Origin of the sequence: Herbaspirillum sp. WKF16, from assembly GCF_028993615.1 — a bacterium.
Lineage (GTDB): Bacteria > Pseudomonadota > Gammaproteobacteria > Burkholderiales > Burkholderiaceae_D > Herbaspirillum.
In genome coordinates, this window is record NZ_CP118632.1 from 2,887,691 (window position 1) to 2,906,719 (window position 19,029).

At 65.8% G+C, this 19,029-nt stretch carries 14 protein-coding genes; 5 read left to right on the top strand and 9 right to left on the bottom strand.

The genetic code is table 11. The annotated features are described in order from the left end of the window. The first annotated feature begins 42 nt into the window (after positions 1–42). The 3 genes from Herbaro_RS13150 (at position 43) to Herbaro_RS13160 (ending at position 4,566) form a co-directional block, all read left to right on the top strand. Entirely contained in the window at positions 43–1,578 is a 1,536-nt protein-coding gene (locus tag Herbaro_RS13150) for an efflux transporter outer membrane subunit (protein WP_275010081.1), read from the top strand. 126 nt (positions 1,579–1,704) lie between these two features. Further along, positions 1,705–2,949 (top strand): HlyD family secretion protein, encoded by a 1,245-nt coding sequence (locus Herbaro_RS13155; RefSeq protein ID WP_275010082.1) that lies wholly within the window; start codon positions 1,705–1,707, stop codon positions 2,947–2,949. A gap of 42 nt (positions 2,950–2,991) precedes the next feature. Beyond that, on the top strand, positions 2,992–4,566 hold the full coding sequence (locus Herbaro_RS13160) for a DHA2 family efflux MFS transporter permease subunit (protein WP_275010083.1): 1,575 nt from the start codon (positions 2,992–2,994) through the stop codon (positions 4,564–4,566). A gap of 79 nt (positions 4,567–4,645) precedes the next feature. Here Herbaro_RS13160 and fghA read toward each other — a convergent pair whose 3' ends face one another. Beyond that, entirely contained in the window at positions 4,646–5,494 is an 849-nt protein-coding gene (gene fghA, locus Herbaro_RS13165) for an S-formylglutathione hydrolase (RefSeq protein WP_275014014.1), read from the bottom strand. Positions 5,495–6,292: 798 nt separating this feature from the next. Between fghA and Herbaro_RS13170 the strand changes: the two genes are divergently transcribed. Further along, positions 6,293–9,496: an EAL domain-containing protein gene (locus tag Herbaro_RS13170; RefSeq protein ID WP_275010084.1), complete on the top strand. Its 3,204-nt coding sequence runs from the start codon at positions 6,293–6,295 to the stop codon at positions 9,494–9,496. A 28-nt stretch (positions 9,497–9,524) separates the two neighbouring features. Here the strand turns inward: Herbaro_RS13170 and Herbaro_RS13175 are convergent, their stop codons facing one another. Continuing rightward, positions 9,525–10,787: an MFS transporter gene (locus tag Herbaro_RS13175; RefSeq protein ID WP_275010085.1), complete on the bottom strand. Its 1,263-nt coding sequence runs from the start codon at positions 10,785–10,787 to the stop codon at positions 9,525–9,527. Between the two features lie 205 nt (positions 10,788–10,992). On the opposite strand from Herbaro_RS13175, the gene Herbaro_RS13180 reads away from it, so the two are divergent. Further along, on the top strand, positions 10,993–12,042 hold the full coding sequence (locus Herbaro_RS13180; protein ID WP_275010086.1) for an NADP(H)-dependent aldo-keto reductase: 1,050 nt from the start codon (positions 10,993–10,995) through the stop codon (positions 12,040–12,042). 71 nt (positions 12,043–12,113) lie between these two features. On the opposite strand, the gene Herbaro_RS13185 is transcribed toward Herbaro_RS13180, so the two are convergent. The 7 genes from Herbaro_RS13185 to Herbaro_RS13215 all read right to left on the bottom strand — a co-directional run bounded on the left by Herbaro_RS13185 (position 12,114) and on the right by Herbaro_RS13215 (position 19,014). Next, positions 12,114–13,118: a bile acid:sodium symporter family protein gene (locus Herbaro_RS13185; RefSeq protein ID WP_275010087.1), complete on the bottom strand. Its 1,005-nt coding sequence runs from the start codon at positions 13,116–13,118 to the stop codon at positions 12,114–12,116. A 100-nt stretch (positions 13,119–13,218) separates the two neighbouring features. Further along, the gene (locus tag Herbaro_RS13190; RefSeq protein WP_275010088.1) at positions 13,219–13,557 is read right to left on the bottom strand and encodes a zinc ribbon domain-containing protein YjdM; all 339 of its coding nucleotides are present in this window, start codon (positions 13,555–13,557) and stop codon (positions 13,219–13,221) included. A gap of 155 nt (positions 13,558–13,712) precedes the next feature. Beyond that, positions 13,713–15,050: a 4Fe-4S binding protein gene (locus Herbaro_RS13195; protein WP_275014015.1), complete on the bottom strand. Its 1,338-nt coding sequence runs from the start codon at positions 15,048–15,050 to the stop codon at positions 13,713–13,715. 58 nt (positions 15,051–15,108) lie between these two features. Then, on the bottom strand, positions 15,109–15,981 hold the full coding sequence (locus Herbaro_RS13200; protein ID WP_275010089.1) for an FTR1 family iron permease: 873 nt from the start codon (positions 15,979–15,981) through the stop codon (positions 15,109–15,111). Between the two features lie 159 nt (positions 15,982–16,140). Continuing rightward, a complete protein-coding gene (locus tag Herbaro_RS13205) occupies positions 16,141–16,482 on the bottom strand; it encodes a cupredoxin domain-containing protein (protein ID WP_275010090.1) in 342 nt (113 codons plus the stop codon). Positions 16,483–16,617: 135 nt separating this feature from the next. Further along, the gene (locus Herbaro_RS13210; RefSeq protein WP_275010091.1) at positions 16,618–17,172 is read right to left on the bottom strand and encodes an iron transporter; all 555 of its coding nucleotides are present in this window, start codon (positions 17,170–17,172) and stop codon (positions 16,618–16,620) included. 174 nt (positions 17,173–17,346) lie between these two features. Further along, complete coding sequence (locus Herbaro_RS13215) at positions 17,347–19,014, bottom strand: methyl-accepting chemotaxis protein (RefSeq protein ID WP_275010092.1); 1,668 nt, start codon at positions 19,012–19,014, stop codon at positions 17,347–17,349. Positions 19,015–19,029 lie beyond the last annotated feature (15 nt).

Genomic DNA, 19,029 nt, shown 5'->3' on the forward strand with positions numbered 1-19,029 from the left:
CAAAATAACTCGCATCGCCAAAATTTCAACGTGGAGAATCCTATGAAACGCATCACGTCGCCCGCCTACCGTCCGCGGGCGATCGCCGCTGTTGCCGCCCTGATCGGCGTGGTGGGCCTGACGGGCTGCGCCAGCTTCGCCGGCATCGGCAGCGACAAGCACATCGCGCAAGCCTCCGATTTTGCCACGCAACGCAGTTTGTCGAATCCGCAGCAGCAAAATCAGCAGAACCCGCAAAATCCAGCAGGCGCCGGCCAATGGCCCGGCAGCGACTGGGTTGGCCAGTTCGGCGACGCGCAGCTGAGCGCGCTGATCGAGGAAGCGCTGGCGTCCAGCCCCAACCTGCAGCAGGCGCGGGCCCGCATCGCCGCCGCCGGCGCCATGGCCGAAGCCCGCGGCGCGCCGCTGTTGCCCAATGTGAGCGCCGAAGCCTCGATCATCCGCAACCAGTTCTCCAATACCACTATCTATCCTGAACCCTACGGCGGCAACTGGTTCAACGAAAAGAAGGCCGGCATCAACGTCGGCTACGAACTGGATCTGTGGGACAAGAACCACGCGGCGCTGGCGCAGGCGATCTCGAGCGAGAAGGCGGCCGAAGCGAGCGAGCAGGAAGCTCGCCTGGCGCTGACCACCTCCATCGTCTCGGCCTACAGCCAGTTGGCCGCGCAGTATGCGCTGCACGACATCCTCCGGCGCACCGTGGACCAGCGCGAGTCGCTGCAGAAGATCACCGCCGACCGCGTGCGCACCGGCCTGGATACCCAGATCGAACGTAACCAGTCGCGCAGCAGCAGCGCCGACGCCCGCGCCCAGCTGGAGCAAAGCGAAGGCCAGATCCTGCTGACCCGCCAGCAGCTCGGCGCGCTGACCGGCCGCGGCCCCGACCGCGGCCTGCAGCTGGCGGCGCCGCAAATGACCCGGCTGGCCACGCCGGCACTGCCGGCCGACCTGCCGCTGAACCTGCTGGGCCGCCGCCCCGACATCGTGGCCGCGCGCTGGCAGGTGGAAGCCGCCAGCCACGGCATCGACGTCGCCAAGGCGCGCTTCTATCCGGACATCAACCTGACCGCGATGATCGGCTTCGACACGCTGTTGAACAGCAATCCCTTCACCGCCGCCAGCAAGAGCATCGCCTACGGGCCCGCGATCACGCTGCCCATCTTCGAGGGCGGCGCCCTGCGCGCCGGCCTCAAGGGCGAATACGCCAACTACGAGCTGGCCGTGGCGACCTACAACAAGTCGCTCAACGACGCCTATGCCGACGTGGCGCGCCAGATCGCCTCGATCAACTCGACCGAGCGCCAGTTGCCGATCCGCCGCGAGGCGCTGGAAGCGGCCGAACGCGCCTACGACCTGGCGCGCGAACGCTATCGCATCGGCCTGGTGTCGCAGCTGACGCTGCTCTCGGCCGAGACCGCGGTGCTGGCGCAGCGCCAGGCCATGGTCAGCCTGGAAGCGGCGCGCCGCGACCAGCAGGTGGCGCTGTACAAGGCGCTGGGCGGCGGCTTCGATGCGCGACAGGCGGGCCTGGCCCTGAACGGCCCGGCCGGCCCGGACAAGGTCAAGCAGCCCTGACCCCATGACCACAGCGCCCGCCGCCGGACTCTCATCCATCCGGCCGGCGGCGGGCAAGGCGCGCCGCGCGGCTTGAAGCGGCGCAGCCCGACAATCGCTTACGAAAAAAATCAAACGGAGTAATCCATGAGTGACAGCACCACCCAGAACGCCCCCGGCGCTCCCGCCCAAAACGCCAACGCCAACGGCAAACCGGCCGGCAACGGCAAACGCAAGCGCCAGCTATTGCTGCTGACGCTGGCGCTGGTCATCGTCGCCATCGCCTTCTTCCTGTACTGGCTGCTGCATGGCCGCTTCTTCGAAGAGACCGACGACGCCTACGTCGGCGGCAATATCGTGCAGATCTCCGCCCAGCTCGGCGGCACGGTGACCTCGATCAAGGCCGACGACACCCAGGTCGTCAAGGCCGGCCAGCAATTGGTGACGCTGGACGCCGCCGACACCAGGCTGGCGCTGTCGCAGGCCGAGGCCGCACTGGCCCAGGCCGTGCGCCAGACCCGCCAGCTGTTCCTCAACAACGATACCCTGGCCGCCAATGTCGCCGCCGCCGAATCCAACCTGGCGCGCGCCCAGGACGACATGCAGCGCCGCCAGGCCGGCCTGGCGTCCGGTGCGGTCTCGCAGGAAGACGTCTCGCACGCCCGCGACGCGCTCAAGAGCGCCAGCGCCGCGCTCGACCAGACCCGCGCCGCCGCCGCCGCCAACCGCGCGCTGACCGACCACACCAGCGTCACCGAGCACCCCAACGTGCTGCAGGCCGCCACCGCCGTGCGCAACGCCTACCTGAACTACGCCCGCGTCAACATCGTGGCGCCGGTGTCGGGCTTCGTCTCCAAGCGTTCGGTGCAGGTCGGCCAGCGCATCGCCGCCGGCAGCCCGCTGATGGCCATCGTGCCGCTGGAGCAGATCTGGATCGACGCCAACTTCAAGGAAGGCCAGCTCAAGCATATCCGCATCGGCCAGCCGGTCGAAGTGGTGGCCGACGTGTACGGCTCGGACGTCAAGTACAAGGGTACCGTGATCGGCTTCTCGGCCGGCACCGGCGGCGCCTTCTCGCTGCTGCCGGCGCAGAACGCCACCGGCAACTGGATCAAGGTGGTGCAACGCGTGCCGGTGCGCATCGCGCTCGATCCCGAGCAGGTGCGCGCGCATCCGCTGCGCATCGGCCTGTCGACCACCGCCACCGTGGACATCCACGGCGACGGCAAGCAGTTGGAGAACGCTCCGGCCAACTACCAGACCAACGTCTATGACGACCTGGGCAAGCAGGCCGACGCCATCGTCGAACGCATCATCGGCGACAACGCCAGCGGCCTGCCGGCGCCCAAGAAGGCCAAGCCCGCCGCCGCTGCGGCCGTGCCGCACACCTGATCCGGGCTCATCGAGCTGAACTGATACGCGACTGGTATTCCTATGGCCAATAGCCCTACCCCTTCCACTCCGTACGCGCCGCCTCCGCCGCTGACCGGCGCCAACCTGGTGCTGGGCACGCTGTCGGTGTCGCTGGCGGTGTTCATGAACGTGCTCGACTCGTCGATCGCCAACGTGGCCATCCCCACCATCTCGGGCAACCTCGGCGTCTCCGTCGACGAGGGCACCTGGGTCATCACCTCGTTTGCGGCGGCCAATGCGATCTCGATTCCCCTGACCGGCTGGCTCACGCAACGCCTGGGCGCGGTGCGCCTGTTCGTCACCTCGGTGCTGCTGTTCGTGATCGCCTCCTGGCTGTGCGGACTGGCGCCCACCCTGCCCATCCTGCTGGCCGCGCGCGTGCTGCAGGGCCTGGTGGCCGGCCCCATGGTGCCGCTGTCGCAGTCGCTGCTCTTGGGCGCCTATCCCAAGTCCAAGGCTTCGTTCGCGCTCGCGCTATGGGGCATGACCGCGGTGGTGGCGCCGGTGGCCGGCCCGGCGCTGGGCGGCTGGATCACCGATAGCTACACCTGGCCCTGGATCTTCTACATCAACGTGCCGGTCGGCCTGATCGCGGCCGGCGTCACGCTGGCCATCTACCGCTCGCGCGAGACGCCGATCCACAAGCTGCCCATCGACAAGATCGGCCTGGCGCTGCTGGTGACCTGGGTGGCGGCCTTCCAGATCATGCTCGACAAGGGCAAGGACCTGGACTGGTTCTCCTCGCCCACCATCGTCACGCTGGGCATCATCGCGGCGGTGGCCTTCGCCTACTTCGTGGTGTGGGAGCTCAACAACGATCACCCGGTGGTCGACCTGCGCCTGTTCGGGCGGCGCAACTTCGCCGGCGGCACCATCGCCATCTCGATCGGCTACGGCGTGTTCTTCGGCAACCTGGTGATCCTGCCGCAGTGGCTGCAGCAATACCTGGGCTACCGCTCCATCGACTCGGGCCTGTCGACCGCGCCGATCGGCATCTTCGCGGTGATCCTGATGCCGCTGATCGGGCGCTTCCTGCCGATGGTCGATGCGCGCAAGGTGGCCACGGCGTCCTTCATCGGCTTTGCCCTGGTGTTCTGGCTGCGCTCGCATTACAACCTGGACGTCGACCAGGTGACCGTGATCCTGCCCACGCTGCTGCAGGGCATCCCGACGGCGATGTTCTTCGTGCCGCTCACCGTGCTGCTGCTGTCGGGCCTGCCGCCCGAACGGATCCCGGCGGCAGCGGGCCTGTCGTCCTTCGTGCGGGTGTTCTGCGGCGCGGTGGGGACCTCGATCTCCACCACCGCCTGGAACAACCGCACCATCATGCACCACGCCCAGCTGACCGAGCACGCCACGCCCTACAGCCCCTGGCTGCAGCAGACCTTCAGCAACATCGGCAGCGTGCTGGGCCTGAACCAGGAGCAGACGGCCGGCATGGTGGTGCGCACCATCACCTTCCAGGCGGCGATGCTGGGCATCAACGACATCTTCTATGTCTCGGCGGTGATCTTCCTGGTGATCATCCCGCTGATCTGGATCATCAAGCCGTCCAAGGGCGGCGCCGGCGCGGCCGAGGCTTCAGCCGCGCACTGAGCGGCATCGACTGCGGCGTCCATGAAAAAAAGCGCCGGTCCTCGCGGACCGGCGCTTTTTCTTTTCCAGCGGAAAAACCTCAGCCCGCCAGCACCTTGTGGTGGAAGCGCAGGTGGTCTTCCATGAAGGTGGAAATGAAGTAATAGCCGTGGTCGTAGCCTTCATGCCGGCGCAAGGTCAGCGGCTGCGACGCCGACTTGCAGGCGGCTTCGAACTCCTCCGGCAGCAACTGCTCGGCCAGGAATTTGTCGGCCAGGCCCTGGTCGATCAGGATGCCTTGCGGATAGGGCGAGCGCAGGCCGCGCATCAGCTCGCTGGCGTCGTACTGCTTCCACGCCTCGCGCTCCGCGCCCAGGTAGTTGCCGAAGGCCTTGTGCCCCCATGGGCATTTGGTGGGAGCGGCGATCGGCGCGAAGGCCGAGACCGAGCGGTAGATGTCGCGGTTGCGCAGCGCCAGCGTCAGCGCGCCGTGGCCGCCCATCGAATGGCCGAAGATGCCGATGCGCTGCGGGTCGGCCGGGAATTCGCGCAGGACGGCCTGGCGCAGGCCGTGCACCACATAGGAGTACATGCGGTAATGCTGTTCCCACGGCGCCGCGGTGGCATCGAGGTAGAAGCCGGCGCCCACGCCGAAGTCCCAGCTGTCGCTCTCGCCGGCGATGCCGGCCCCGCGCGGGCTGGTGTCGGGCGCCACCAGGATGATCCCCAGCTCGGCCGCCACGCGCTGCGCGCCGGCCTTGATCATGAAGGTTTCCTCGGTGCAGGTGAGGCCGGCCAGGTAGAACAGCACCGGCAGTTTGGCGCCGGCCGCGGCCTGCGGCGGCACGAACACCGAGAAGCGCATCGGCAGGCCGATTTCCGCCGGTTCGTGGCGATAAAAACCTTGCACGCCGCCGAAGCAGCCGTGCTCGCTGATGGTTTCCAGCATGGGGATGTTGTCCTTTCCCAATGGTTTGATCATGAGTCGTCGGCGAATTGCCTGAAGCCTGAAAGCGGCCGGTATTATCGCATTGCAAACGGCCCGGCGCGGCCCCTGCCCGCCGGGCCGCGCGGAAAATATTTCCGACCGGCATGAAAGCGTGCAAAAGCCACGCAAACCCGGCCCTTCCCGATGGGTGATAATGACAAAGGCGGCCGCATGCGGTATGGTTCAGACAATTAAAAGTAGCAGGCGGCGCGTATCCGGCAAGCACGCGAAAATTACGTTTTTCTGCTGCACATAAGGCAAGCGAGGCTCAAGGTTTCCGAAGTCGGACCGTTACTGTTTGGCGCGGCGCCGGTTTCGGGCGCCCGGCCGATGGGTCATGAACAGGGCTTCCGTCGGCATCAATACGGGACGGCGCGGCCGCCCCGTCAAGGAAACATTCCGGCGCTTGGGGAGGCTTGCCGTCTTCGTCGACGCCGGGTATGGACATAAAACAGACAGACATGCGCACTGTCCGTTACATGAATAGCAACAAGAACAATCTGATTGAACGGATAGTGGCATACTGCCGGTTTGGTTACCCGAATTGGTAGTATCTACGTAACTTGCGCGTAAGCGCCCGGAGGCCTGGAAGGCCGCGGCGCCAGCCTTGCCGACGGATCCATCCGATGCGCCGGGCATCGGCGCGGGGCATCGGGTTACAGGTGCAGTCTGTCGAAAACGAACACGCGGCATGCGCCGGGTGCTCAGGGGTTGCAGCGGGGAGCTGCATAACGACAGGTTTTTGCGATATTCGTCTACATGGGAAAACAGAATAAAACGGCCGGACGTGCGGGCTATACCCTCAAGACCCTGTTGCTTTTCGTCGCGTTCGTCGGCTCATTCATCGTCATCCAGACCTGGTGGGAGGTTCGCCAGGATCGCCTGCTGACCATCGAATCGGAGAAGACCAGTTCCATGGTCGCCGTGCGCAGCGTGCAGGAACACGCCGAGCGCGCCTTCCGCAATGTCGACGCCATGCTGCTGGCGACCTCCGACACCATCCGCAATGCCGACCGCGACCTGCTGCAGGACGACCAGGCCCTGTACCAGTTGCTGAGCAACCAGAAGCAGCGGCAGCAGGCGGTGCTGGCGCTGCGCTACGTCGACCGCAACGGCCTCTCCCGCGCCAGCTCCCTGCGCCCGCAAGACCAGGAGAGCATTGCCGAAGACCAGAACCTGAAATACGTCGACCGCAATCCGGCGCGTCCGCGCCTGTTCGTGGGCCGCCTCATGCGCAGCCACAGCAACCAGGAGCTGGTGCTGCCGGTGGCGATGAACCTGTATGACCGTACCGCCCATCCGGCAGGCATGCTGGTGGCGGAGGTCCGAGCGTCCCACTTCTTCGACTTCTACAAGCGCATCACCAACTTCGAGGCGATCGTCTCGCTGCGCACCGAAGACGGCTCGATGATGATCCGCTCGCCCTTCGAGGAACGCTGGCTCAATACCAGCATGGCCGACGCCCGCAGCATGGCGCGCATCCGCGGCGGCCCAGAGGAAGGCGGCTTCGAGGAAAACTCCTACCTTACCGGCGAACAATTGCTGTTCACCTACAAACGCCTGCAGGACTGGCCGATGGTGGTGGTCTATGCGCGCCGCATGGACGACGTGCTGGCGCCCTGGCGCAGCCGCACCGAGAACCGCATCCTGCTGACCACCGGCATCCTCGGCTTCATCCTGATCGCGCTGATCTCCTTCCTGGTCTACTACCGCTACCAGCGCCGCCTGGACAACGCGCTGTCGGTCAGCGAATACCGCTACCGCAAGCTCTACGAGGAAGGCAACGATCCCATCGTGCTGATCTCGGCCGACCTGCGCTACCTGGATTGCAACGCGGCGGCGGTGCGCTTCTTCGGCGTGCCGGACAAGGATCGCATCATCGGCCGCAAGGTCGGCCTGTTCTCGCGCCAGAAGTCGGTGCACATCGAGCAGCCCGACATCGACGACCTGGTCGCCAAGTCGCTGGCCGGCCAGCCACAGCAGTTCGAATGGATCACGGTACGCCGCAACAAGATCATCTATACCGATGTCACCCTCAACCGCGCCGAACTGGACCGCGGTTACGCGATCTTCGCCATCCTGCGCGACATCAGCGCCCGCAAGCGCGCCGAGCTGCTGCAGACCGAACAGAACCGCGTGCTGCACATGGTGATGGCCGACGACGACCTGGACGCCATCATCTCCGAGATCGTCGCCTTCGCCGACTCCCAGATCCCCTACAGCGCCTGCTGCGTGCTGCTGGTCAACGAACAGGCTTCGCACTTCACCTCCATCCTGAGCCACCGCCATCCGGAGAACCTGGTGCGCCAGCTGCAAGGCATGGCGATCCGCCACGGCAACGGCGTGGGCGCGGAAGCGGCGCTGCGGCGCGCGCCCTGCATCGTCACCGACATCGCGCGCGATCCGGTGGTGGAGCACATCCGCACGATGATCGACGCCGAGGTCTACCCTTCCTGCGGCGCCTGGCCGATCATCGGCAAGGAGGGCCAGCTGCTGGGCGTGTTCTCGGCGCTGCTCAAGGAGAACCAGGCGCCCAGCACCGAGTACCTGCAGTTGGCCAACATCGCCGCCGACCTGGCCAGCGTGGCCATCGAGAGCCGCCGCGCCGACGAGCGCATCCGCCACCTGGCGCACTATGACGAGCTGACCGGCCTGCCCAACCGCTTCCTGTGCACCCAGCACGTCTCCAACGCCATCACCCACGCCGAGCACCGCGACGGCATGGTGGCGGTGTTCCTGCTCGACCTGGATCGCTTCAAGAACATCAACGATACCTTCGGCCACGAAACCGGCGAAGCGGTGCTGCAGGAGATCGCCCAGCGCTTCCGCAACAGCCTGCGCGAACTGGACATCCTGGCGCGCGTGGGCGGCGATGAATTCATCGTGCTGGTGGACGATTTCGACGATCCCCTGCAGCTGGGCGAGATTGCGCAGAAGCTGCTGGCCGAGGCGCGCAAGCCCTTCATCATCGACGGCCAGGAAGCCACGCTGTCGGCCAGCATCGGCATCGCCACCTACCCCGGCGACGGCATGAACGCGCAGGTGCTGATCAAGAACGCCGACATCGCGATGTATCGCGCCAAGCACCATGGCAAGGACGACTATCGCTTCTTCTCCGACGAGATCAACACCAACACGGTCGAGCGCATCGCGCTGGAGTCCGAGCTGCGGCGCGCCATCGAGCGCGGCGAGTTCGTGGTGCATTACCAGCCCAAGGTCAACCTGGAGAGTTCGTCCATCGTCGGCGCCGAGGCGCTGGTGCGCTGGCAACACCCGGTGCGCGGCCTGCTGCCGCCGGCCGAGTTCATCACGCTGGCCGAGGAAACGCGCCTGATCGACCAGATCGGCCTGTCGGTGCTGGATGTGGCGTGCCGTGACGTCGGCCAGTTGCTGGCGCGCGGGCTGGAGTTCGGACGGGTGTCGATCAACCTCACCGGCAGCCAGTTCGGCGACGAGAACCTGCTGGAAGACATCAAGCGCGTGGTCGAGAGCCACGGCACGCCGCCCTCTTGCCTGGAGTTCGAGATCACCGAAAGCATGGTGATGCACAACCGCGACCAGGCCATCGCCATCATGGACGGCATCCGCGCCGAGGGCTTCACCATCTCCATCGACGACTTCGGCACCGGGTATTCATCGCTGGCCTACCTGAAGCGTTTCCCGGTCAATACGCTGAAGATCGACAAGTCCTTCATCAACGACATTCCGGACGACCTCAACGACAGCGCCATCGTGCAAGCCATCATCGCGATGGGCCATGCCCTGAACCTGAAGGTGGTGACCGAGGGCGTGGAAACCGAGAAGCAGCTGCGGGCGCTGCGCGAATTCGGCTCCGACGAGTACCAGGGCTACTACTTCAGCAAGCCGGTGCCCTACGCGCAGTTCCTGCAACTGCTGCTGGCCCAGCCGCCCGCCGCCCGGGTCGCGCAGGCGCCGGCGCAGGCCGACGGCCAGCAAGCCTGAGCGGCGGCCCGCGCCGCCTGCATCGCGCCTACTTCGACACCAGCCGGTCGACCTTGTAGAGCGCCGGGAACAGGCGCGCCCACAGCAGCACGATCAGGATGGTGCCGATGCCGCCGATCAGCACCGCCGGCACCGCGCCGAACCAGGCCGCGGTCAACCCGGACTCGAACTCCCCCAATTGATTGGAAGTGCCGATGAAGACCGAGTTGACTGCCGACACCCGGCCGCGCATCTCGTCGGGCGTCTCCAGCTGCACGAACGAAGTGCGCACCACCACGCTGAACATGTCGGATGCGCCCAGCACCACCAGCGCCAGCAGCGACAGCGCGAACGAGGTCGACAGGCCGAACACGATGGTGGCCAGGCCGAACACGCCGACGGCGATGAACATGGTGCGCCCCACCCTGCCATGCAGGGGATTGCGCGCCAGGAACAGCGCCACCGCCAGCGCGCCGACCGCCGGCGCCGAACGCAGCAGGCCGAGGCCGGTCGAGTCGGTATGCAGGATGTCGTGCGCATATACCGGCAGCAAGGCGGTGGCGCCGCCCAGCAGCACGGCGAACATGTCCAGCGAGATGGCGCCGAAGATGGCCGGCTTGCTGCGGATGAAGGCCAGGCCGGCAAACACCGACGACAGGCTGGCGCCGGTCGGCCGGGCCGGCGCCGCGGCGGCCTGCGGCGGCCGCTTGATCAGCGTCAGCAGCAGGCTGCAGGCGGCGAACAGCGCGCAACTGCTGGCATACACCACGGCCGGCCCGGCCACGTAGAGGAAGCCGCCCACGGCCGGGCCGATGATGATGGCGAACTGCGTGGCCGAGGCCGATCCGGCGACCGCGCGCGGCAACAGCGCCGGCGGCATCAGGCTGGGCAGCATGGCCGACATGGTGGGCTTGGAAAAGGCCCGTCCGGCGCCGATCACGAACACGATGGCGAAGATGATCTCGCGGTTGAGCCAGCCGCCGATGCTGCCCAGCGCCAGCATTGCGGCGGCCAGCGCCTCCACCAGCGCGGAGATGCGCGCGACATTGCGGCGATCGTGCTTGTCGGCCACGTGACCGACCACGAACACCAGGAACAGCGAGGGAATGAACTGCACCAGCCCGACGATGCCCAGGTCGAAGGCGCTGTGGGTGAGCTGGTAGACCTGCCAGCCGACGGCGACGATCTGCATCTGCAGCGCGATGGTGGAGGCGACGTTGGCGCACCAGAACAACTTGAACGGCGTGTGCTGGCGCAACGGCCGGCTGTCGGGCCCGGCGGGCGCGTGATTCGGAGTGGATGTGGATGACATGAAGCGGTGAGGCGTAAGGATGGCGTTCTCGTGGCCGTGAAAGCCTGCGGCTTTCCGGTGTGCGTATCGGGAGCGATCTGCGCCGCCCCGGCCGTGCCCTGCAACGCGGCGCCGGCGCGGATATACTACCCGATCCCGCCGCAACCGGCGCGCCGCCCCCGCCAGCCCCCGGCGCCGGCGCCGACAACAACAAGGAGAGAATCCCATGCAGTATCGCCAACTCGGCCGCACCGACGCCAAGGTCAGCCTGATCACCCTGGGCACCATGACCTGGGGCCAGCAGAATACCGAAGCCGAGGCGCATTCCCAGCTCGACTACGCGGTGGAGCGCGGCGTCAACCTGATCGATGCCGCCGAGATGTATCCGGTGCCGCCCAAGGCCGAAACCCAGGGCCTGACCGAACGCTACCTCGGCACCTGGCTGAAGAAGTCGGGCAAGCGCGAGCGGCTGCTGATCGCCACCAAGTGCACCGGCCCGGCGCGCAAGCCGCACAATCCGCGCCACGTGCGCGGCGGCATCAACAACCTCGACCGCAAGGGTCTCACCGAGGCCCTGAACGGCAGCCTGGAGCGCCTGCAGCTGGACCACGTCGACCTGTACCAGCTGCACTGGCCCGACCGCAGCGTGAACAGCTTCGGCCAATTGAACTACCAGCACGTGGCCGACGAGACCACGGTACCCATCGAGGAAACGCTGAAGGTGCTCTCCGAGTTCGTGAAGGCCGGCAAGATCCGCTATATCGGCCTGTCCAACGAAACCTCCTGGGGCGTGGCGCAGTTCCTGCGCGCGGCCGAGCAGCACGGCCTGGAGCGCGTGGTCACCATCCAGAACCCGTACAGCCTGTTGAACCGCAGTTTTGAAATCAACCTGGCCGAGTTCGCCCACCGCGAGCAGGTCGGCCTGCTGGCCTATTCGCCGCTGGCCTTCGGCATGCTGAGCGGCAAATACCTCAACGGCGCGCGCCCGGCCGACGGCCGCCTGACGCTGTTCGAACGTTTCGTGCGCTACACCAATCCGCAGGCCGAGCGCGCCACCGCAGAGTACGTCGCGCTGGCCCGCCAGCATGGCCTGGATCCGGCGCAAATGGCGCTGGCCTGGGTCAACAGCCGTCCATTCATCACCTCCAACATCATCGGCGCCACCACGCTGGAGCAGTTGCGCAGCAACCTGGACAGCCTGGAGCTGACGCTAAGCGAGGAAGTGCTGGCCGGCATCGAGGCGATCCACAGGAATCAGCCGAACCCGGCGCCCTGAGCATCAACGCAGTATCCACGGAAAAAAACCGGCCCTCGGGCCGGTTTTTCATTGGACGCGCGATATTGCGCTTAGTCGCCGCCGCCGTCGGCGGCCGCCGCCTGCGCCTCATCCCGGCGCGCGCCGTAGCGCTGGGCCAGGATCGCGCACACCATCAGCTGCAACTGGTGGAACAGCATCACCGGCAGCAGCACCATGCCGATGGCGCCGCTGGAAAACAGCACCTTGGCCATCGGCACGCCGGAGGCCAGGCTTTTCTTGGAGCCGCAAAAGACGATGGTGATCTCGTCCTCCTTGTTGAATCCCAGGCGACGGCTGCCCCAGGTGGTGATGCCCATGATGATGGCCAGCAGCACCGCACTGATCACCAGCAGCGCCACCAGCATGCTGATGGGCACCTGGCGCCACAGCCCTTCCACCACGGCCTCGCTGAAGGCGACGTAGACCACCAGCAGGATGGAGCTCTGGTCGACGAACTTGAGCCAGGACTTGTTGCGCTCGATCCAGGCGCCGATCCAGCGCCGGGCGATCTGGCCGGCCACGAACGGCAGCAGCAGCTGGTAGACGATCTTGAGGATGGAATCCAGCGAGGAATGCCCTTCGCCGCCATTGGCCACCACCAGCACGCCAACCAGCAAGGGCGTCAGGAAGATGCCCAGCAGGTTCGAGGCCGATGCGGCGCAGATCGCCGCCGGCACATTGCCGCGCGCCACCGAGGTGAAGGCGATCGAGGATTGTACGGTGGACGGCAGCACGCACAGGAACAGCAGGCCCAGATAGAGCTCGGGCGTGATCACCTGCAGCAGCACCGGCTTCAACGCCAGGCCGATCAACGGGAAGATGGCGAAGGTGCACAGCAGCACCGTGACATGCAGCTTCCAATGCGTGAAACCGGCCACTACCGCCTCGCGCGACAGCTTGGCGCCGTGCATGAAGAACAGCAGCCCGATCATGAAGGTGGTCAGGCCGTCGAACACGGCGGCGACCTGGCCGGTGCAGGGAAGGATGGAAGCCGTCGCCACCACGGCGATCAGCATCAGGGTCAGGTTGTCGGGCAGGAAGCGCGGTCGGGCCATGGCGTTGTCTCGTTGTTCTTGAAGGAATCCGGACGGCAGCAGCCGCCGGGAACCCGCTATTTTACGTGACTGTCGCCACTGCCGAGGATCGGCCGGCGACTCAGGCCTTCTTGACGAACTCGGTCTTGAGTCCCATCGCGCCGAAGCCGTCGATCTTGCAATCGATGTCGTGGTCGCCTTCGACCAGGCGGATGTTCTTGACCTTGGTGCCGATCTTGACCACGCCGCCGCCGCCCTTGAGCTTCAGGTCCTTGATCACGGTGACGGTATCGCCGTCCTGCAGCACGTTGCCGGCGGCGTCGCGCCATACCTTGGCTTGCTCGGCGGCGGGCGCTTGCTGGGCGCTCCACTCGTGCGCGCACTCCGGGCAGACCAGCATGCCGGCATCCTCATAGGTGAACTCTGACTGGCATTGGGGGCAGGAAGGCAAGGCGCTCATGAAAAATCCTCAGGACGGGAACTGCAAACAGGGAAAGCCGCGCATTGTACCCGCCTGGCCGGCCGCCGCCATGATCTGCAGCAGGCCCGCCATGAAAAACGGCAGGCCCGAAAGCCTGCCGCGGATTGCCTCCGTGGATGGTGGACGCGCGGCGCCTACCAGAGCCAGAACATCAGCAGCCAGGCATAGTTGACCAGCGCCAGCCCGCCGATCACCGGCGCCAGCGTCGCCAGGCGCAGCGCCCACGACGAGGTGTGCCGCGCGATGATCTTCCAGCCCAGCCACAAGCTCCACAGCGTCATCGCCGACAGCAGCGTGGCGCGCACGTCGTTGGCCCAGTAGACCGGCCAGTGCTCGGCGCGCAGGAGGCTGATGGTGGTGGCCGAGAGGCCGACGAACACGCCGCAGCCGGCCAGCGGGATCAGCGCCTGCACCAGGTGGTTGAAGCGGCTCCACTCCCACTTGCCCAGGAGGCGCGTGGCCAGCGCGAACATCAGCGCCACGCCGGTTCCCAGCACCAAGGCGGTGACCATGATGTAGCCGACCACCATGGCGCCGTCGAGCCAGGTGAAGACGTCGCTCTGCTGCGGGTAGTTGGTGAGCAGCCACCACGGCGCCTGGGTGCCGAAGGGCCACATGATGTCGCGGTCGATCAGCCAGGTGGCGATCTCCTGCTTGGCGGCGATGAACCAGGGGCTGGCGGTCCAGTGGAAGGCGCCGATGGCGATGCCCAGCAGGCCGTACAGCACCAGCGCGCTTTCCCACAGGTTGTTCTGGGTCTTGCCGAAGGTGACCACTTCCACCGCCGGCGGGCGGAAGGTCAGCGCGATGGCGTCGCGATGGCCGGCGCAGCGTCCGCACATGTGGCAGTCGGACGCGCCCTTCATGTTGCGCAGCGGCACCAGCGGCGCGCAGTTGATGGGGATGATCTTGTGCTCGGGATGGTATGAGGCGCGCCAGGCATCCTCGTTGACCTTGTAGTGCAGCGGCGCCAGCTTGGCGAGCAGGCCGAACACGCCGTTGACCGGGCACAGGTACTTGCACCAGACGCGCTTGTCGCGACCGTAGAGGTAGCCGACGATCATGGCGCCGACGGTCGAACCGCCCAGCACCAGCAACACTGCCTTGGGGTATTGATAGACGCTGACCATCTGGCCGTAGACGGTGGTCAGGGCAAAGGCCACGAAAGGCCAGCCGCCCCAGCGTATCCATTTGGGAATCGCGCGTCCGCGCCCGTGCCGGCTGGCGAACTCGGTGAGCGCCCCTTCCGGGCACAACACGCCGCACCACACGCGCCCCATCAATACCATGCTCACCAGCACGAACGGCCACCAGATGCCCCAGAAGGCGAACTGGGCGATCAGCGTGATGTTGGACCAGAGGTGGGCGGTTTCGTCGGGCAGCGGCAGGAACACCGGCACCAGGATCAGGAAGGCGTACACCGCCACCACGATCCACTGCAGAGCGCGAATGGAGGCGCCGTTGCGGCGCATCCATTCGCCCGTACGCGAGAGCATGGTCGGCGATTGCGTACAGGTATTCATGGCGTGCTCAGACTGCTTCTTGCCTCTTTGGCTGAGGCTTCGGCTTGCGATAAAGGGCCGAGCATACCACAAGCCAATAGAGCGCATAAACGATCACCGACAACAGCGCCGGACGGGCGCGGTAGCCGGTCAGCGTGGAGACCAGGCTGCCCAGGGTGGTGGAGTCGTCCAGCAGGCCGGAGGTGTCCCACAGCGGCGCGGTCAGGGTCATGGTCCAGTCGGCAGAGGCCAGCGCATCCGAGCTTTCCAGCAGGACGTCGAACAGTTTCTCGATGCCGGTCACCAGGAGGCCGGCCGCCAGCAGCAGCAAAATCACTTCCGTGACTTGGAAGAAGCGGCGCCAGGAGAATACCTTGCCGCCCAGCTGCAGGATATAGAAGGTCAGGAAGGCCAGGCCGAAGCCGATCACGCCGGCCAGGATCAGCGAACCGGTGCTGGCGTCCTGCTGCCCCAGGCCGATGCCGTAAAGGAACACTGCGGTCTCGCTGCCCTCGCGCGCAATGGCCAGCGCCACCAGCACGAACACGCCCCACCAGCTGCCGCTGTCGGCGCTGGCCTGCATGGAGTTTTCCATGTCCTTCTTGAGCGTGCGGCCGTGCTTGCGCATCCAGAACACCATCTGCACGATCAGCACCGAGGCGATCAGGACGATGGCGATCTGGAACCAGGTCTGGGCGTCGCCCGACAGCAACTCGGAGAAACCCAGCAGCGCAGCGCCCAGGGCGGCCGCCAGCATCACGCCGGCGACCACGCCGCTCCACAGGTAGGGCAAGCCGCGCCGCGCGCTGACGTCGCCGTTCTTCAGCCAGGCATACAGAATCCCGACCACCAGAAGCGCCTCGACGCTCTCGCGCCAGACGATGAACATGACCTGTCCCATTGAAATCCTTCCTTGCAAAGCTTGTTTCGTTCAAACCAGCCGGCCCGCCTGCAGCGGTTCCGGGCGACGCATGCGCTCCTCGCGTCCCGCGCCCTGCTCCGGGCGTCTTTCTTGTACGGGGCGCACGGCCTGCGCCCTCGTCGAACTCATCCGCTCACTTCACTTCGCCACGATCACGCCCTGCGGCATGTTGAGATGGAAGTCGTCGAAGAACTTGTACTCGCCCGGACGCAGCGGCGCGATCACGACAAAGGACTGCGCGCCGGGCGCCAGCACCTTTTCCTTGCGCAGTTCGATGCTTTCGAACTCGGCGGCGGATTTGCCGATGTTGTGGATCTCGATCTTGATGCGCTGGCCGGACGGCACCTCGATGCGCGGCGGGATCAGCTTGCCGTCCTGCATTTCCAGCTTGAAGGTCGGCAGGTCGGCGGCCGAGGCCAGCGATGCGGCGGCCAGCATTGCAACAGCGGCCAGGGCCGGTCGGGCTTTCGATAGGAACATGGACTCTCCGGAATTCAAAAAAGGAAGCCGGCTGTGCTGAAGAATCATCGCTCCAGGCAGCCGGCGTTCATGTTGCAGCGTCGATCGTTGCCGGCGCGGGAAAGGACGTTGCCCTCATCGCGCCGGCCAGGCGGATCAGTAGCCGCCCTTCTTGCCGATGCCGGCGAAGGTGAAATCGTAGGTCAGTTCGAAGGTCTTGAACCACGGGCCGACGCCGGTTTCCTTGTCGACGTGGCGACCGAAGTGGGCATGCTCATTGGCCTGCGGCGAGGAAATGGTCAGCTTCAGCTTGTACTTGCCGGGGCCTTCCAGCTTGACGTTGTCGCCGTAGTGCGGACCGTCGTTGGCCACCATCGGCATCATGTCGCCCTTGATGGACTTGGTCGAACCGGCCTTGGTCAGTTCGTACTTGATGACCAGGTAGGGCATCCAGTCGCCTTCGGCAAAACCGTTCGGGTTCTTGGCGACGGCGCGGATGTCGGCTTCCAGGTGGATGTCGGACTTGGCGGCGTCGAGCATCATGCCGTCCGGCTCCATCTTCACCGGTTGCAGGTACACGGCGTTGACTTCGAAACCGTTCTGGATCTGCGGCTTGCCGATCGGGTATTCGGCGGCCGAGGCGGCGCCGGCGGTACATGCCATCACGGCGGCCACGGCTGCTGCGGCGGCGATTTTTTTGATACCAATCATCTTCGAGTTCTCCTGGTCGGTCAAATGATAATGATTAGCATTAAGTGTAACATCATTTGCCTCTCGAAGCACGCGCCGGCGCCCGTCCCCCCGGCGGAAAATGCGCCCGCTTTTCAGAAACAAAAAAAGCTCCCAGATGAGGGAGCTTTTTTAGGAACATCATGAAGCCGCGAATCAGAACTCTTCGAGATCCATTTCCAGCTTTTTCACAGCGCCGCTTTCGCTGCGCAGCCGGGCGGCGGAGGGAGTGACATTGCGCGGCGCGACCGGCGCCGCCGACACGGGAGCGGACAGGCGATTGGTGTCCAGCTTGAACACGCTGACCACGCGTTCCAGCGTCTCGGCCTGCTGCTGCAACGCAGCCGCGGCTGCGGCCGCCTCTTCCACCAGCGCGGCATTCTGCTGGGTGGTCTGGTCCATCTGCGAGATGACCTGGTTGACCTGCGAAATGCCCGAGCTCTGCTCCTGGCTGGCGTCGGAAATATCGCCCACGATCTGGGTCACGCGCGCCACGCTGTCGACGATCTCGGCCATGGTGCTGCCGGCCTGTTCGACCAGCTTGCTGCCGGTGCCGACCTTCTCCACCGAATCATCGATCAAGCCCTTGATCTCCTTGGCGGCGGCCGCCGAGCGTTGCGCCAGCGAACGCACTTCCGAGGCCACCACGGCGAAGCCGCGGCCCTGCTCGCCGGCGCGCGCGGCTTCCACCGCTGCATTCAGCGCCAGGATGTTGGTCTGGAAGGCGATGCCGTCGATCACCGCGATGATGTCGACGATCTTGCGCGAGGAGTCGTTGATCGAATTCATGGTCTCGACCACCTGGCGCACCACGTCGCCACCCTGCGATGCGATCGAGGAAGCCGACTGCGCCAGCTGGTTGGCCTGGCGGGCGTTCTCGCTGTTCTGCTGCACCACCGACGTCAACTGCTCCAGGCTGGAGGCGCTTTCTTCCAGCGCGGCGGCCTGCTGTTCGGTGCGCGCCGACAGGTCGGCGTTGCCGGCGGCGATCTGGCGTGCGGCCACGGTCACCGAATCGGTCGAGCTACGCGTGGTGGCGACCACGTCCACGATACGCGACTGCAGCTTGTTGAAGGCGGCGGCGGTGCGTCCGACCTCGTCCATGCGCTCCACCGGCACCGGACGCGACAGGTCCAGCGTCTGGCTGACGCGTTCGAAATTGTCCTGCATCCTGGCCAGGCTGCGGCTGACGTTGCGCAGCACCTGCAGGGCCAGCAGGCCGGTCAGCAGGATCGCCACCACGATCACCGCGACCATGGTGCGGAAGGCGAAGGCATAGGCTTCGTCGCTTTCGGCCTTGATGGCATCGATCATCTTGCGGCCGATCAGGATGTGGTCGTCGAAGCCCTTCTTGGCGGCGCCGGCCGAGATCGCCAGCGGCGTGCCGGCTTGCAGCGTGGCGCGCACGCCGTCCATGTCGTTGGCGTAGGCGGCGGCGAAGAACGGCACCAGGGCCTTGCGATAGGCTTCGATGTTGGCCTTGTCGGCCTTGATCAGCTCGCGGTCCTTGTCGTCGAAGATCAGGTCGCGCTCATAGTGCGCGAACTCTTCGTCCAGCGATTTGTTGGAGGCGTCGACCGCCTTCTGCAAGGCGCTCTTGTCGGGCAGGTTGGCGAACACCGACAGGCGATAGCCGGCCAGGCGCGAGTCGGCGAGGTAGCCCTTCAGGAGGTTCAGGCTGTCCATGCCCGGGATGATGCGGTTCTGGATCAACTCCAGTCTCTGCTGCGAGCGCTGCAACTGCCACAGTCCGTCCACGCCCACGAACAACAGCGCTAGCAGGGCTGTCGATAAGGTGATGATCAGGCGCTTGGTGATCGTCATGATGTAAAAGTCCAC

What these genes read in the sequence shown, in the direction of transcription:
- Herbaro_RS13150 (WP_275010081.1), top strand. Translation starts at nt 43, where the DNA reads ATGAAACGCATCACGTCGCCCGCCTACCGTCCGCGGGCGATCGCCGCT.
- Herbaro_RS13155 (WP_275010082.1), top strand. Translation starts at nt 1,705, where the DNA reads ATGAGTGACAGCACCACCCAGAACGCCCCCGGCGCTCCCGCCCAAAAC.
- Herbaro_RS13160 (WP_275010083.1), top strand. Translation starts at nt 2,992, where the DNA reads ATGGCCAATAGCCCTACCCCTTCCACTCCGTACGCGCCGCCTCCGCCG.
- fghA (WP_275014014.1), bottom strand. Translation starts at nt 5,494, where the DNA reads ATGCTGGAAACCATCAGCGAGCACGGCTGCTTCGGCGGCGTGCAAGGT.
- Herbaro_RS13170 (WP_275010084.1), top strand. Translation starts at nt 6,293, where the DNA reads ATGGGAAAACAGAATAAAACGGCCGGACGTGCGGGCTATACCCTCAAG.
- Herbaro_RS13175 (WP_275010085.1), bottom strand. Translation starts at nt 10,787, where the DNA reads ATGTCATCCACATCCACTCCGAATCACGCGCCCGCCGGGCCCGACAGC.
- Herbaro_RS13180 (WP_275010086.1), top strand. Translation starts at nt 10,993, where the DNA reads ATGCAGTATCGCCAACTCGGCCGCACCGACGCCAAGGTCAGCCTGATC.
- Herbaro_RS13185 (WP_275010087.1), bottom strand. Translation starts at nt 13,118, where the DNA reads ATGGCCCGACCGCGCTTCCTGCCCGACAACCTGACCCTGATGCTGATC.
- Herbaro_RS13190 (WP_275010088.1), bottom strand. Translation starts at nt 13,557, where the DNA reads ATGAGCGCCTTGCCTTCCTGCCCCCAATGCCAGTCAGAGTTCACCTAT.
- Herbaro_RS13195 (WP_275014015.1), bottom strand. Translation starts at nt 15,050, where the DNA reads ATGCGCCGCAACGGCGCCTCCATTCGCGCTCTGCAGTGGATCGTGGTG.
- Herbaro_RS13200 (WP_275010089.1), bottom strand. Translation starts at nt 15,981, where the DNA reads ATGGGACAGGTCATGTTCATCGTCTGGCGCGAGAGCGTCGAGGCGCTT.
- Herbaro_RS13205 (WP_275010090.1), bottom strand. Translation starts at nt 16,482, where the DNA reads ATGTTCCTATCGAAAGCCCGACCGGCCCTGGCCGCTGTTGCAATGCTG.
- Herbaro_RS13210 (WP_275010091.1), bottom strand. Translation starts at nt 17,172, where the DNA reads ATGATTGGTATCAAAAAAATCGCCGCCGCAGCAGCCGTGGCCGCCGTG.
- Herbaro_RS13215 (WP_275010092.1), bottom strand. Translation starts at nt 19,014, where the DNA reads ATGACGATCACCAAGCGCCTGATCATCACCTTATCGACAGCCCTGCTA.